The sequence below is a fragment of the Pullulanibacillus sp. KACC 23026 genome (assembly GCF_029094525.1).
In the GTDB taxonomy this organism is placed as follows: Bacteria; Bacillota; Bacilli; order Bacillales; family Sporolactobacillaceae; genus KACC-23026.
Map to the genome: position 1 here is coordinate 946,251 of NZ_CP119107.1, position 14,721 is coordinate 960,971.

A 14,721-nucleotide genomic window follows, 5' to 3' on the forward strand; every position below is an offset into this window, starting at 1 on the left:
TCAGGAGGAGGCGTTTTATTTGTCGAACAAAGAGCATTACATAGCGGATCATGTTGAAACGAGCACAAAAAGGCTTATAGCATTGGATGAAGTCAAGGAGGCATTAGCCTTTTTAAAAGAGGACAATGAACGAACGGCCAACGAACAAATCGAGATTACGGCGGTTCCTGCTCCAACTTTTTCTGAGGAGACACGCGGGCAATTTTATAAAAAGAAGCTTGAAGCATTAGGCTTGGAAACTATTGAAGTTGATGAAGTGGGGAATATCTTTGGAATCAGAAGGGGTGTGGGGGACGGGCCTCGATTGGTTGTGTCGGCACATCTTGATACGGTGTTTCCTGATGGAACGGATACGGTGGCCAAATGGAAGGACGGCCGGATTTATGCGCCAGGGATTTCGGATGATGGCCGCGGTTTGGCTGTTGTCCTCACGTTAATTCGAGCATTAAAGGCGAGTAAGGTCGAGACAACGGGAGATATTCTTTTTGGTGTTACGGTGGGTGAAGAGGGACTTGGGGACTTACGCGGTGTCAAAGCCCTTTTTAAAAATCGTCAGGATATAGATGGCTTTATATCCGTTGAACCGGGCAGTCCGACTGAAACGACATATCTTGCGACGGGCAGTCTTCGCTATCGGGTGACGTACACAGGGCGTGGCGGACACAGTTTTGGTGATTTTGGAACACCTAGTGCTATTCATGCCATGGGTCGTGCGATTGCCATGATTTCCGATCTTGAAACATCCAGCGACCCTAAGACCACTTTTAATGTTGGAACGGTTTCGGGAGGGACAAGCGTCAACACCATCGCCCAGGAAGCGGTCATGGTGATTGATCTTCGTTCGACGTCTCAAGAGGAGCTTCTGGTATTGGATAAACGGGTGCTGGAAGTGCTTCAGCAAGCAGCGGATGCCGAAAATCGGCGATGGGAGTCTGATTCTATAAAAGTCAAAATCGAAGCGGTTGGCAATCGCCCAGCTGGTCAGCAGCCTGCTGATGCGGTGATTGTGCAGGCCGCTTTGGCAGCAACGAAAGCGATTGGATTTGAGCCAGAGTTAGATCCGCCAAGCAGCACGGATTCCAATGTGCCAATTAGCTTAGGCATCCCAGCGGTGACACTTGGAGGCGGTGGCGATTGCGGCGGGATCCACACCCTTGATGAATATTTTGATCCGACCGATGCCTATTATGGGCCGCAGCGCATTCTCTTAACTATTTTAAGTTTGGTTGGGGTTAGTGGGAAGGTCAGCCCGCTGCTTTAAAGGCGGGCGACTCATGTGCTTGGAGAATGAGGTTGCCTCTATTCTTGATTGGCGGTGACGTTGCGTCAAGTTGGTAAAAGGAAGTGTGGGACTCGTCTCATACCGTTCGCACAGGGATTTGCCAAGAAAGCTTCAATTACCGTTCGACCCTGTGCTAGCGATTTGGAATAACCTGGGATTTTGACAAACAAACATCTTCTGGGAATTAAAGTTACTGAGACGGGTCCTTTTGCGCCACGGGAAAATGGTGGGCAAGCAGGGGAGCTCGAAACCGAGTGAGTAGATGGACAAAATGGTGTGCAAGTGGGTCAGCTTGCGCACCATTTTTTTCTGGATTCTATGGAGGATTTGGTGGGCAAGTTTGGTTTGCGCACGAAAATAACGATGTCCCCCAAGAAAATGGTGGGTAAAACCAGTTTGCGCACCATTTTTTCAGAGTTCAGGGTGGATTTGCTGGGGTAATAGTAATGCACCAGGTCCATCATTTAGTTCTTTTGTTTCTGCGATAATCTCAAGGGATGTTTCATCATTGTCATCCAATGAATGGGTAAACAGACGTTACACTCATCGAATGTTTTTAAAATTATGAATTTATTGCATTGGGAGGAATGGAGGCGGGTATTGCGTTAATAGAATAAAGTTGGTTGAGTAGGGTTATTTGTTGATGAGGGGGCTGAGGCAGTTGAAGGTACGCTTGATGAACAGTGAAGGGGAACAAAAGCGAGTCGAAGTTGGGTTCAGTTGGACGACTTTCTTCTTTGGATTTATTCCGGCATTGGTTCGCGGAGACCTAAAATGGGCTTCTGTTTTGTTTATTTCTGCCGTCATTGTCGGCGTGTTTACACTGGGATTCGGGGCATGGCTGCCAGGCATTCTTTTTTCTTTCACGTATAACAAAATTTATATCAAAGACTTAATTGACAAAGGGTATAAACCGGCTAATGATGCTGATCGGGACGCTTTAGAAAGGCGAGGCGTATTCGTAAAAGAAAGAGACTACGTCGATCAATAAGGATCAGCCCCCGGAGAAGAGCGGGGGCTTTTCGTTGCAGGTCGGGAGCAAAGTGTGAAAGTATCAAGAAAACTATTAGAATGGAGGTCTCAAAGGATGAATGCGAATAGGTGTTCTCTTTTTATATTATTTTGTGTTAATATATAAGAGCAACGGCATCGCTTAAGTGGCGGCTGAACTCCCTTTATGAAAGGGGGTGAGGCTTTTGACGATGAATGAAGTCTGTTCAATTGTGATTGGTGCGTTAAGCTTGCAGGCAGGATACACGGCAACGATTGTGAGCATTGTGGTCGCCCTAACAAAAAAGAAATAGCCACCCAAAGCCAAATAGCTGGGTGACTGAAGTATCCTTGAAGATCAGCCGCTTGTTGCGGCATGTCGGTTGCACTTGACTGAGCGTTGCAGCGCTCAGTCTTTATCCTTATTAAATTATAAAAAAGTTATGCGTGAAAATCAATTCGCTTGAAAGAACAGTTGCTGTTATTTATGAGGATTTCGGCAAATGAAGATTTGTTCCTAATTATTTACCTTAAGAGAGCTTGAGCAGCTCTTATTTTAGCCGAACTCCGGCATTTTTGACAAGCACCACAAGCCCGCGTGAGGCGGGAACGAAAAGGCTTCTTCACGAGGTATTCAATCCGTAAGTTTATAATAGGCTTTGTACCAGGCAACAAAGCGCTTTATGCCTTCTTGGATCGTGGTCGTTGGCCGGTAGTGAATGGCGGCTTCTAAATCACTTGTGTCGGCATAAGTCACTGGAACGTCTCCCGGCTGGATGGGGACATTTTCTTTGATGGCACTTCTACCTAATTCCTTCTCGAGAACCGCCACAAATTCACTGAGTTCGACCGGCTGGTGGTTCCCTATATTAAAAACTTCATGAGGAGGAGTAGAAAGGGATGGCCCTTTTTGAAGTAAGCGTACAATGGATTCCACACAATCATCAATGTAAGTAAAATCCCTTCTCATATTTCCATGATTAAAAAGTTTGATAGGCTCTCCTTCTGTGATGGCTTTCGTGAAAGTGAACAGCGCCATGTCTGGTCTGCCCCATGGACCGTATACGGTGAAAAAACGCAATCCGGTAGTTGGAAGATTGAAGAGGTGACTGTAGGTGTATGCCAATTCTTCATTTGCTTTTTTCGTCGCTGCATATAAACTGATCGGTTGGTCAACACGGTCCTTAGTAGAAAAAGGGATGTGCTTATTATTGCCATATACGGAGCTTGATGAGGCATAAAGAAGATGTTGGATGTGATGCTTGCGGCAGCATTCTAGCACATTAGCGAAGCCGACAAGGTTGGATTGAATATAAGTGTCGGGATGGTCCAAACTGTAGCGAACGCCAGCCTGTGCGGCTAAATGGATCACGTGATCGAACTTAAATTGCTCAAAAACTAATTCCAACAACTCTTTGTTTTCAAGCGACCCTTTTAAAAAGGTAAAAGAAGATTCCTGTTTTAGAAGGTTTAGTCGATCTTGTTTTAAGGATGGATCGTAATAGTCATTGAGATTATCTAATCCGATGACCTGATAGCCCTCTTTTAATAGCCGAGCTGATAAATGGTAGCCAATAAATCCGGTACAGCCTGTTATTAAAATGGACGGTTGTTCTCCCATTCTTTTTCCTCCTTCCTCTAGTGTCTTCCAACTCCTTGATAGTCAAAGCCGAGCGCACGTATTTGAACTGGATCCAGGGCATTTCGCCCGTCAAACAGAAAAGGTCGAGAAATGAGCTGCCTGGCCGTTTTCCAATCCATTTCGACAATGTCTTTCCACTCGGTTACGAGGAGAATGGCATCAGCCCCTCTAACCGCCTCTAATGGTGTGGTGGCATAGGTCAGTGAGGGGTAGAGGGTTTTAACATTTTCAGTGCCTTTAGGGTCAAAGGCGGTGAGATGTGCGCCCTCTTTTAATAAAATGTCGATTAGGCGCAGAGCAGTAGCCTCTCTAATGTCATCTGTTTCTGGCTTAAATGTGAGTCCAAGGAGAGCGAGGTGTTTCCCTGTGAGTGAGCCGAGCTTGGCTTTTACCTTATTGATAAACCAATTGGCTTGGATGGCGTTCATTTGATCAACGGCTTGGAGCACCGGAAGTTCTGTCTGATTTTTTTCTGCTAGATGAAGTAGGGCTTTCACGTCTTTTGGGAAACAGGAGCCGCCATAACCAATTCCTGCATGTAAGAAATGCGGGCCTATGCGATGATCGAGGCCGATCCCCCTTGCGACTTCCCGGACGTCCGTCCCTAATGGATCACATAGTCTTGCTATCTCATTAATAAAGGAAATTTTGGTGGCCAAAAACGCATTGGAGGCATATTTGATCATTTCTGCATTTCTAGCAGTTGTAAACAGGCACTTAGAGAGATGGTCTTTATATAAACGTTTCATTTCAACTTCGGCCATGTTTGATTGACAGCCGATGACAATCCGATCAGGCTCTCTGGCGTCGTCCAAAGCTCTGCCCTCTCTTAAAAATTCAGGATTAGAGACGATGTCGAACGGTATAGATTTGCCGCGTTTTTCTAATTCAATTTCGATCCATTTTTTTACTTTTTCGCTGGTTCCAACAGGCACCGTGCTTTTGATTACGACGATTTTATATGACTTGAGGCATTGGCCAATCGCCTTGGAAACGGTTTCTACATAACGGAGGTCTGCCCCGCCTGTTGGCAATGAGGGGGTCCCAACTGTCATGAAAAGGAGATCGCAGTGCTCCATGCAAGGCGCCAACTCGGTTTCAAAGGTCAATCTATTTTGTTCAATGAGTTCCTGAAGAAGGGACTCAGCCCCTGCTTCATAGAATGGTAGAGTCGCTTTCTTAAGCTGGGTGATTTTGGCTTTGTCCGTGTCCATCACCCAGACATGGTGGCCCGCTTCACCAAAAGCAAGACTTGTCGTCATACCAACATACCCGGCACCAATAATCGCTATGTTCATCTCGTCACCTCGTTCTAACACTTTACGATAGATTACCGTATGCCGTAGGAGACACTAGCGTAACGGTGAACGCCTATGCCCAAACGTTTTTCCCTGACTAGGTATGTGATATTTTGGGGCGTCTGAGAGGTCTGCCGCCTGCTGCGGAAACCAGTTAGGGGCAACGGAAATAGGGAATCGAGGTTACATGGAAAACCATTAGATGTAACGAAAATACGCTATTCGCCTCCCCGTGGGTCCTTTGAGTAATTTAGGCGTAACGAGAATACGTTATCAGTCAAAAAAACAGTCTAAACGGCCCCCTATCTGAGGAAATAGCGTCATGACGTTACGACTAATCTTGAAATCAGCCCGAAAATGAGCCAATAAGAGCCGATAAGGAATCGTCGTTACACTCAAAAAAGTGAGGCGTAACGAAAATACGTTATCAGTCAAAAAACGTACCACGGCAATAAGTTCATTGGCTCGATTCAGTTTTACCTGTTTCTCTTCGAATGACTTCCTTCAAATAGTCGAGGAGGCTGTCTCTAAAATCAGGCCGCTGGAGTGCATAGTCAATTGTTGCGTGGATGAAGCCCATTTTATCGCCAAGGTCGTAACGTTCACCGTGAAATTGGTAGGCAAAGATGGCTTGAGTTTTGACCATTTTTATTAAGGCATCGGTTAACTGAACTTCGCCTTTTGAATCGGGTTGGATGTCTTTTAATATCTCAAAAATCTCCGGGCGTAAAATATAGCGGCCGATGATAGCGAGATTGGAAGGCGCCTCATCGGGCTGAGGCTTCTCCACAAATCCTTCAATATTAATGACATCTTCTTCAAGATTGCCCTTGGGATGAATAATCCCGTACTTAGGTACCTCGTAATCGGCCACTTTTTGGACACCAACCACTGAAGCATGGTAACGATTAAATAAATCAATTAGCTGCTTTAAGCATGGCGTTTCCGATTTGACAATATCATCACCAAGCAACACAGCAAAGGGTTCATTTCCTATGAAGCTTTTGGCGCATAAAATGGCGTCGCCAAGCCCTTTCGGTTCCTTTTGCCGGACATAATGAATCGTAGCTAATTGAGATACTTTTTGAACCTGTTCAAGCAGGTCGTGTTTATTTTTCTTCTGTAAGGTTTCTTCGAGCTCATAAGACTTATCGAAATGGTCTTCAATGGTGCGCTTGTTACGTCCGCTAATGATAATGATATCTTCAATTCCTGAAGCAATGGCTTCTTCAACGATGTATTGAATCGTAGGCGTATCTACTATAGGTAGCATTTCTTTTGGTAGAGCTTTAGTTGCTGGGAGAAATCGTGTGCCGAGCCCTGCTGCAGGAATGATCGCTTTTCTGATTGTCATTTCTGCAAACCCTCTTTTTATTTCCTTTTTGGTTATCCTATTCCGGCAATTCCAAATCGCGCCACTCCTAAACGAAACCCTTAAAAAATAGACGGCTAACATTTAATTGGCAGTCGTCCTCCAACCAAAGCAGGCATGAACACCGAGGCACCAAAGGCGGGTGATTCGCTGATAAATGAGCAGCCACAGGAAGCGTTTTTTCAGAAAAGGTGTTTTAGTAAAATGTTGCCGCTAGTTGCGTTCGCTTTCCGCGATCCCCCCTGCTGCTTCTCCTAGGTAAATGTCTGTTTTTAGGATTTGTATTAAGGAATGGTTTGATTTTCTATTAAAACCTGTGCGACTGACCCATACCGAGTATCCCGTTCAGACATAACTTATAAGAAATACTATGTGGTTACCCTAGAAAACCAATAGTTTTTTTAAAATTTTTTAGTAATTGGATACAGCTTATAGCTGTTTAAATAGGAGGGAGAATGTGTACCGAAAAATCGAACCATGGGTCGAAGAGGAGGAGCAACTGTCCACTCCCAATGATTTTCATATCCCGGATTATGTTAATGAAATCGCCCATGATGTACTCGGACATTACGATTTCCAAGTTCAGAGCATGGAGGTCGTGACAACCAAATCCGATAAAGGCGGGGCGATTTGGAAGCTTCAGACAAGCGATGGACCGAAAAGTTTAAAACTGCTTCATCGGGAGCCAGCTCGAAGTATGTTTAGTCTAGGGGCGCAGGAGTATCTCGTGAAGGAGAAAAAAGCCAGAGTACCGGCCATTGTAAGGACGAAGGAAGGACAGAACTATGTTGAAGCTGGAGGAAAGCTTTGGTTTGTTGCTGAGTGGATTGAATCGCTTCAGCCTGTGACCAAGGATCTAGAAGGGGCGAAACATCTTTGCCATGCACTTGGAGAATTTCATCATCTGACAAAAGGTTATACGCCGCCTCCTCAAGCAGATGTCGCCTCACGTCTGTATAAATGGCCGAAAAACTATGAAAAGACTTTGGTCAAGATGGATTGGTTCCGTCACCTAGCAGAAGCTTATAATGATATGCCTGCAAGCCCTGCTATATTAGCGGTTATCGATGAATTTGAGGAGCAGGCCAAAAGAGCGCTAGACCGCTTAAATCAGTCAAGCTATTTTAGGCTTATTGAAAAAGGAAACGAGGCATGGGGGCTTGTTCACCAAGACTATGGCTGGTCGAATGGTCAAATGGGCGCAGAAGGCATGTGGATTATTGATTTGGATGGTGTGTCTTATGATATTCCCATTCGTGACTTAAGAAAATTGATCTCGGGGACTATGTCTGATTTGTTTCATTGGGATACCGAATGGATTCGTGAAATGATTCGTGCCTACCATGAAGCCAATCCGATTACCGAAGAAGTCTATGAGTTGCTTATGATTGATTTGTCTCTGCCAAATGAATTTTATAAAAATATTAAAGAGATGGTTTATGAGCCTGAACTCTTTTTAAACGAAGAAACCAGGCAGCTCATTCAAACGATTGTGGAGATTGACCAAACCAAATGGCCGGTTTTAGAAGAAATAAAGAATGATTGGAAGGAGGGTCTATATTCGTGAAAATCCTGATGATTTGTACGGAGAAACTGCCTCTTCCACCTATAAGAGGAGGCGCTATTCAAACGTATATCGCGGGTGCCCTTCCGTATCTAAAAGAAGATCATGATATTACGGTATTAGGTGTAAATGATCCGGATTTACCGGATGATGATTTCATCGATGGCGTTCGCTATGTTCGGATACCAGGAAAACTGTTTGAGGTCTATAAAGAAGGCGTCGTCCATTTTGTCGAGTCAGAGGAATTTGATTTAATTCATATTTTTAACCGTCCAAGATTGGTCATGCCTGTTCGCAGCGTTGCCCCACATTCTACGCTTACACTCAGCATGCACAATGATATGTTCAAACTTGAAAAAATTGAGCCGGCGGAGGCCGAGCAGGCCATCGAAGAGGTATCCCGGATTGTGACGGTAAGCGATTATATTGGCAATGTCATCAAGAGTCAATATCCACAAGCAGAAAGCAAGTTGCAAACCATCTACTCTGGCGTTGATGTGGATCGATTTTTACCCGGAAATGATTCGCGCATAAAGAACAGACGTGAATCGCTTCGTCGGGAGCACGGACTTGAGAATAAAACAGTTCTTTTATTTGCCGGGCGTCTTTCGCGAAACAAAGGTGTCGATCGACTAATTAGAGCACTGCCAGAGTTATCGAAACGGCATAAGGATTTAGCGCTGGTTATTGTCGGAAGTAACTGGTTTAGCCAAAATAATGTCACGGATTACGTTGCTTATGTGAGGGCGCTGGCCAAAAAGCTTACGATCCCTGTTGTTCAAACAGGATTCGTCTCGCCATTTGAGATTCAAAACTGGTTTGCCGCAGCGGACCTATTTGTTTGTACGTCTGTTTGGCAGGAGCCGCTGGCAAGGGTGCATTATGAAGCAATGGCAGCTGCCCTTCCCATTGTGACGACCAACCGCGGCGGTAATGCAGAAGTCATTGAACTGGAGGAAAATGGCTTACTTGTAGAACATCCAGAAGATCCAAATGAATTTGTTGAGGCCTTAGATTATCTTTTATCTAATCGTTCGGTAATGAGACGGATGGGGCAAAGAGGGAGAGAGCTTGCCTTAACGAAATACACGTGGGATCGCGTTGCCTCTGACATTCTCGATGCCTGGGCCATTGCGAATGAAACCAGTCGTTCAGTTGAAAATCAACCTGTTAGTCTAATAGAGGAATTCAATGACAGCGAGGCTGCACTTGCTGAGGAACCTTATGATCATGTAGACCTTATGGAAGAGGTTGATGAGGCGCTATTAGAGCCTGACTTAAGCTTGCCAGTGAGTACTGGACCGCAATTTAACGATGAGATGGAAGAACTCGTTTCCTTTGATCGCAACAGAAGTCGCCATCGAATCGACGATGAACAGAACGATCAGCTTGAGTTCCAAGATAGCGATTGGGAAGATCATGAAGTTGAAGAGGAGACAGCCTTTGTCTCTTTCGCTGACGATGGTGTGTATGAGGAAGAACAAGCAATTGAACAAGAGAGCGAATCCTATAAGGTTTATAGTGAAGATGATGAAGACTTTTGGGAAGAACTGGAGACCTTCTTGTATGAAGACGAAGAGGATGATCTCACCAAGCGAAGGACCAATCGCTCTGAACCTCTTTTGCTAGGAAAATCAAATGGCGCTTCACGCAGAGCGAACACGCAACCGAAGACGAGAACAGAGTCAGTAGAGGAGAGCCGCCAGTTTGAAAAAGTCCCTCTCAGGCAAGTTGCCGTTACAAGATCTAGAAAGGACTCTTCAACTAGTGGAACCAGTAGATATCTTCTAAGATCAGACTTAGTTGCGTTGAGGCATTAAATAATCTCATCCGCTTACGTTTGAAGGGATGGGCACTAGCAAACTAAAAAGAGTTAATTAACACGATAACCTTAATCACAAGAGATCTGCATGGGAGCAAAATTCACCTTGCAGATTTTTTTGTGCGATTCAGAAAGGATTTTCGCAAAGTCAACTAGAAGCTCACTCCCGGCCGGCTCCCATGCAGGAGTAGGAGCGCGAACAAGAGCGCGAAATCTGAGAAGGTTGGCCATTTATCCGAGAAGGTCGCCAAAAAATCCGAGAAGCTTGTCCAAAAATCCTAAAAGGTCAGCCAAAAATCTGAGAAGCTCACACCCAGCCACATGCAGGAGCGCGAAATCCGAGAAGGTTGCCCATTTATCCGAGAAGGTCGCCAAAAAATCCGAGAAGCTTGTCCAAAAATCCTAAAAGGTCAGTCAAAAATCTGAGAAGCTCACACCCAGCCGGCTCCCATGCAGGAGTAGGAGCGCGAACAAGAGCGCGAATAAGAGCGCGAAATCTGAGAAGGTTGGCCATTTATCCGAGAAGGTCGCCAAAAAATCCGAGAAGCTTGTCCAAAAATCCTAAAAGGTCAGCCAAAAATCTGGGAAGCTCACACCCGGCCCCATGCAGGAGCGCGAAATCTGAGAAGGTTGCCCATATATCCGAGAAGGTCGCCAAAAAATCCGAGAAGCTTGTCCAAAAATCCCAAAAGGTCAGCCAAAAATCTGAGAAGCTCACACCCAGCCACATGCAGGAGCGCGAAATCTGAGAAGGTTGCCCATTTATCCGAGAAGGTCGCCAAAAAATCCGAGAAGCTTGTCCAAAAATCCTAAAAGGTCAGCCAAAAATCTGAGAAGCTCACACCCAGCCCCATGCAGGAGCGCGAAATCCGAGAAGGTTGCCCATTTATCCGAGAAGGTCGCCAAAAAATCCGAGAAGCTTGTCCAAAAATCCTAAAAGGTCAGTCAAAAATCTGAGAAGCTCACACCCAGCCCCATGCAGGAGCGCAAAATCTGAGAAGGTTGGCCATTTATCCGAGAAGGTCGCCAAAAAATCCGAGAAGCTTGTCCAAAAATCCTAAAAGGTCAGCCAAGAATCTGAGAAGCTCACACCCAGCCCCATGCAGGAGCGCGAAATCTGAGAAGGTTGGCCATTTATCCGAGAAGGTCGCTAAAAAATCCCAGAAGCTTGTCCAAAAATCCCAAAAGGTCAGCCAAAAATCTGAGAAGCTCACACCCAGCCCCATGCAGGAGCGCGAAATCTGAGAAGGTTGGCCATTTATCCGAGAAGGTCGCCAAAAAATCCGAGAAGCTTGTCCAAAAATCCTAAAAGGTCAGCCAAAAATCTGAGAAGCTCACACCCAGCCTTATGCAGGAGCGCGAAATCCGAGAAGGTTGCCCATTTATCCGAGAAGGTCGCCAAAAAATCCGATAAGCTTGTCCAAAAATCCCAAAAGGTCAGCCAAAAATCTGAGAAGCTCACACCCAGCCCCATGCAGGAGCGCGAAATCTGAGAAGGTTGGCCATTTATCCGAGAAGGTCGCCAAAAAATCCGATAAGCTTGTCCAAAAATCCCAAAAGGTCAGCCAAAAATCTGAGAAGCTCTCACCCGGCCCCAAGCAGGAGCGCGAAATCTGAGAAGGTTGGCCATTTATCCGAGAAGGTCGCCAAAAAATCCGAGAAGCTTGTCCAAAAATCCTAAAAGGTCAGCCAAAAATCTGAGAAGCTCACACCCGGCCACATTCCTAATTAAGCGGAATTTCTCCGCTTATTTATCAACGCTACTTTAGCGTCTCCTATTAAAGACAAAAGCTTGGGACTCCCCTCAAGCTTTTGTCTGCTAATTATAGTGTTAGTTAATTTGCGATTTAGACTTTCTCTCACGTTTTTGGAACGACTTATTTTGTTGCGTTTCCTTTTTAAAAAAATTAAGACGAGTTGATTACCACTCTAGTTTCTCGTCTTCTACTTCCTCAAAAGTTATCACTTCTACTTCGTCATCGTTTTCGCCCTCGTCGTCATCCTCGTCGTCGTCGTCGTCGTCGTCGTCGTCATCCTCGTCGTCGTCGTCATCCTCGTCCTCGTCGTCATCCTCGTCGTCGTCGTCGTCGTCATCCTCGTCGTCGTCGTCGTCGTCTTCGTCTACTTCGTCGTCGTCCTCATCCTCATCATCATCTTCGTCCTCGTCGTCATCAACTTCTTCTACGTCGTCGTCATCGTCATCGTCATCATTTTCTAATTTAAATTCGGTGTCGGTGTCATCGTCAAATTCTACTTTTACTTTTACTAAGCCATCAACTCCAGTAGCTAAAGCTTCTTTTACTGCTTCTAGGATGTCTTCGAAGGATGCTTCTTCATCTAAATGAAATCCATCTGGAAAATCAACGAGGACTTTCGTTTTTTTGACATGTTTGGACACAGTTCTTCCTCCTTAAATTTTAAATGCTTGTTCTCTAAAATAGGAAACATTTAATAGCCGGGCGAAATCCGCCCTCGCTGACTAATCGATAAGTTGTAAATTGAATGAGTTTTTGTCCTTTAACGTAAAAAGGGGACCCTTATCACTGTTCCTCCACGGGAACGATTTAGATAAATAGAGTAGGATTATGTTGGTTGGAGGCAGTATATAAAAAGTTATCGTCTACTTCTGTGTCTTCTTCTAGGACCTCTTCTTCTTCTTTTTCTACTTCTTCAACTTCAACTTCAACTTCAACTTCAACTTCTGCTTCGGTCACTGTTGGACCAACTGCAGATGTACAATCGGATTCATATTCCGATCTTGATTCGTCATCGAATTCAATTTTTATTTTTGTCGAGTTGCTCGATGGTGTTGCTAGAATCTTCTTAAGCACATCTTCAACAGATGCCTCTTCGCTTAAATTGAAACCATCATCAAAGTCCATAATGAGTTTCACTTTTTTAGCGAGTTTTGCCACGTTGTTCCCTCCTTTAAATTATCTTCCTGTTCAACTATAAGAGGGAGGTCAGAATATTAGGGGCTTCTACGTTAGGAAGGAAAGACTTTTATATAAATACTAATTTGTGTAGGATTATCCGAACGTATAAAGGAATTGGTTTAATCTTGGAAGGTGGATTATGAATGTACGTTATTCCCTCTTGGACACTTTTTATAGATAAACAGGTTATATATCTTTAGTAATAAAATATGTCTTAGTTTCGTTAGTGTTATAGGGCAAATCCACTAACTTATAAAAAAGTAACCAAAAAAGTAGAAGGCTTGCTTGTTAAAGGAAGTGGCGGTAATGGCAGTCTTATTCAGTTAGTCTTTGTTATTTTTCGTTCTGGTTATGAGAATAGATAGGCGGAGAAGTTCCGCCTAATGGATAAAAAGGAGGTTAAAGAAGCCGATATAAGCGGAAGATTTCCGATTAACGGCACTCAATCTGACCAAATCCTATGCTTTCGATACAAATAAACGGAAAAACGACCCTTATTTTTATAGAAATAAGGGCCGTTCCCAATTTAACCGGAATTTTTCCGTTTATTTTCACACACTAGAACTAACAGAAATTCGCCAATATGCTGTCTTTCTCGCAACACGGATTCCCATTCTAGACTGTTTTTGCCTGATCGTTCGGTAAGAATAGGGCCATCACGGATCCGAGTAATGGCAGCAGGGATAGGATCGTGAAGACCGCTGCGACTCCAAAGGCATCGGAAATGCTTCCCATGAAGACGGATCCGATACCGCCGGCGCCAACATTAAAGCCGATCGAAAGCCCTGATGCTAATCCAATATTCTGTGGCAGCATGCGCTGCATATAGACAACGCTCACGGAAAAGGATGAGAGGACGCTGAATCCGAATAATAATAGGTCGATGACGGAGAAGACTCCATGAACGTGCGGAAATAATAAGGCAAATGGTGTCGCGACAAGCATGGAAAAAACGAGAAGCCGCTTCATTCCAATTTTGTCGGACCAGAGACCGCCGAGAAAGGTACCTAGAGCCCCAGCGCCAACAAAGACAAAGCTCAATGTTTCTGATTGTTCGATGGTTAAGTTATGCAAATAAAACGGTAAAAAGACGACGACTCCGATTTGACACCAAGAACGAAAGATAATGACAAGGGATAATAGAAGGGCGCCTGAGATGTTATTGCTTTCCGTTCTTACTTGTTTACTTGTCTTTTGTGAATCAGACAGTTTCTTACGCATCCATGGAAGGATTTGACCAGTTAAAGGGAGTGACAATAGACCAACTGGAATTAACCAAAGCAGACCATGAATGCCAGTTCGCGATAAAACCAATGGGACCATGAGTGGCCCAAATGCTTGCCCAGAGTTTCCGCCCACCTGAAAGATTGCTTGTGCTAATCCTTTTTTTGAGCCTGAAGCAAGATGGGTTCCCCGGGAGGCTTCAGGATGAAAAGCGCCCGAACCAAGACCGCTGATCGATATAAAGAGCAAGAGCCATGGCAAGGAAGGGGCGAGACCCGTGAGCGCAAGTCCCATGATGGAACAGAATACACCGGCAGTTAACAGCCAGACACGTGGTTTTCGGTCGGCGAAGATACCAAAAAGCGGTTGAGAGGCCGATGACGTGAGATAGGACATCAGCACAATTAAAGTGGATTGTGTGTAATTCAGAGAAAAGGCCTGTTTATATAATACGACAAGGGCTGGCACCATACCCGTTGTCACCAAATCATTTAGAAAATGAGATCCACTGAACGTAAATACCGCACGCCGTGATATTGGCGTTTGGCCATGTTCCTGAGTCGCTCTGTTCGTTGCCAAATAAGTCACCTC

The 14,721-nt window shown here is 44.8% G+C and carries 9 protein-coding genes and 1 pseudogene; 4 read left to right on the top strand and 6 right to left on the bottom strand.

Features of this window, described 5'->3' with window-relative positions:
* Positions 1–19 precede the first annotated feature (19 nt).
* Entirely contained in the window at positions 20–1,261 is a 1,242-nt protein-coding gene (locus PU629_RS04125) for a M20/M25/M40 family metallo-hydrolase (protein WP_275283009.1), read from the top strand.
* A gap of 682 nt (positions 1,262–1,943) precedes the next feature.
* The gene (locus PU629_RS04130) at positions 1,944–2,273 is read left to right on the top strand and encodes a DUF2628 domain-containing protein (RefSeq protein WP_275283010.1); all 330 of its coding nucleotides are present in this window, start codon (positions 1,944–1,946) and stop codon (positions 2,271–2,273) included.
* Between the two features lie 633 nt (positions 2,274–2,906).
* Here PU629_RS04130 and PU629_RS04135 read toward each other — a convergent pair.
* From PU629_RS04135 to galU, 3 genes are all read right to left on the bottom strand, one after another.
* A complete protein-coding gene (locus PU629_RS04135) occupies positions 2,907–3,893 on the bottom strand; it encodes an NAD-dependent epimerase (RefSeq protein ID WP_275283011.1) in 987 nt (328 codons plus the stop codon).
* A gap of 17 nt (positions 3,894–3,910) precedes the next feature.
* Entirely contained in the window at positions 3,911–5,212 is a 1,302-nt protein-coding gene (locus PU629_RS04140) for a UDP-glucose dehydrogenase family protein (RefSeq protein ID WP_275283012.1), read from the bottom strand.
* 457 nt (positions 5,213–5,669) lie between these two features.
* Positions 5,670–6,566, bottom strand: coding sequence for a UTP--glucose-1-phosphate uridylyltransferase GalU (galU, locus tag PU629_RS04145; RefSeq protein WP_275283013.1), 897 nt, complete (start codon positions 6,564–6,566; stop codon positions 5,670–5,672).
* A gap of 475 nt (positions 6,567–7,041) precedes the next feature.
* Here galU and PU629_RS04150 point away from each other — a divergent pair, with 475 nt between their 5' ends.
* Together PU629_RS04150 and PU629_RS04155 are read left to right on the top strand one after the other, a co-directional pair.
* Positions 7,042–8,151 carry a CotS family spore coat protein gene (locus PU629_RS04150; protein WP_275283014.1) on the top strand — a complete coding sequence of 370 codons (1,110 nt, stop codon included), beginning with the start codon at positions 7,042–7,044 and terminating at the stop codon, positions 8,149–8,151.
* Positions 8,148–9,401, top strand: a pseudogene (locus tag PU629_RS04155) (glycosyltransferase family 4 protein); the annotation flags it as partial. The gene PU629_RS04150 and the pseudogene PU629_RS04155, both read left to right, overlap by 4 nt.
* A gap of 2,490 nt (positions 9,402–11,891) precedes the next feature.
* Here the strand turns inward: PU629_RS04155 and PU629_RS04160 are convergent.
* The 3 genes from PU629_RS04160 to PU629_RS04170 all read right to left on the bottom strand — a co-directional run bounded on the left by PU629_RS04160 (position 11,892) and on the right by PU629_RS04170 (position 14,709).
* Positions 11,892–12,368, bottom strand: a complete 477-nt coding sequence (locus tag PU629_RS04160; RefSeq protein ID WP_275283016.1) for a hypothetical protein — start codon at positions 12,366–12,368, stop codon at positions 11,892–11,894.
* 166 nt (positions 12,369–12,534) lie between these two features.
* A complete protein-coding gene (locus PU629_RS04165; RefSeq protein WP_275283017.1) occupies positions 12,535–12,885 on the bottom strand; it encodes a hypothetical protein in 351 nt (116 codons plus the stop codon).
* A 636-nt stretch (positions 12,886–13,521) separates the two neighbouring features.
* Positions 13,522–14,709: an MFS transporter gene (locus tag PU629_RS04170; RefSeq protein ID WP_275283018.1), complete on the bottom strand. Its 1,188-nt coding sequence runs from the start codon at positions 14,707–14,709 to the stop codon at positions 13,522–13,524.
* Positions 14,710–14,721 lie beyond the last annotated feature (12 nt).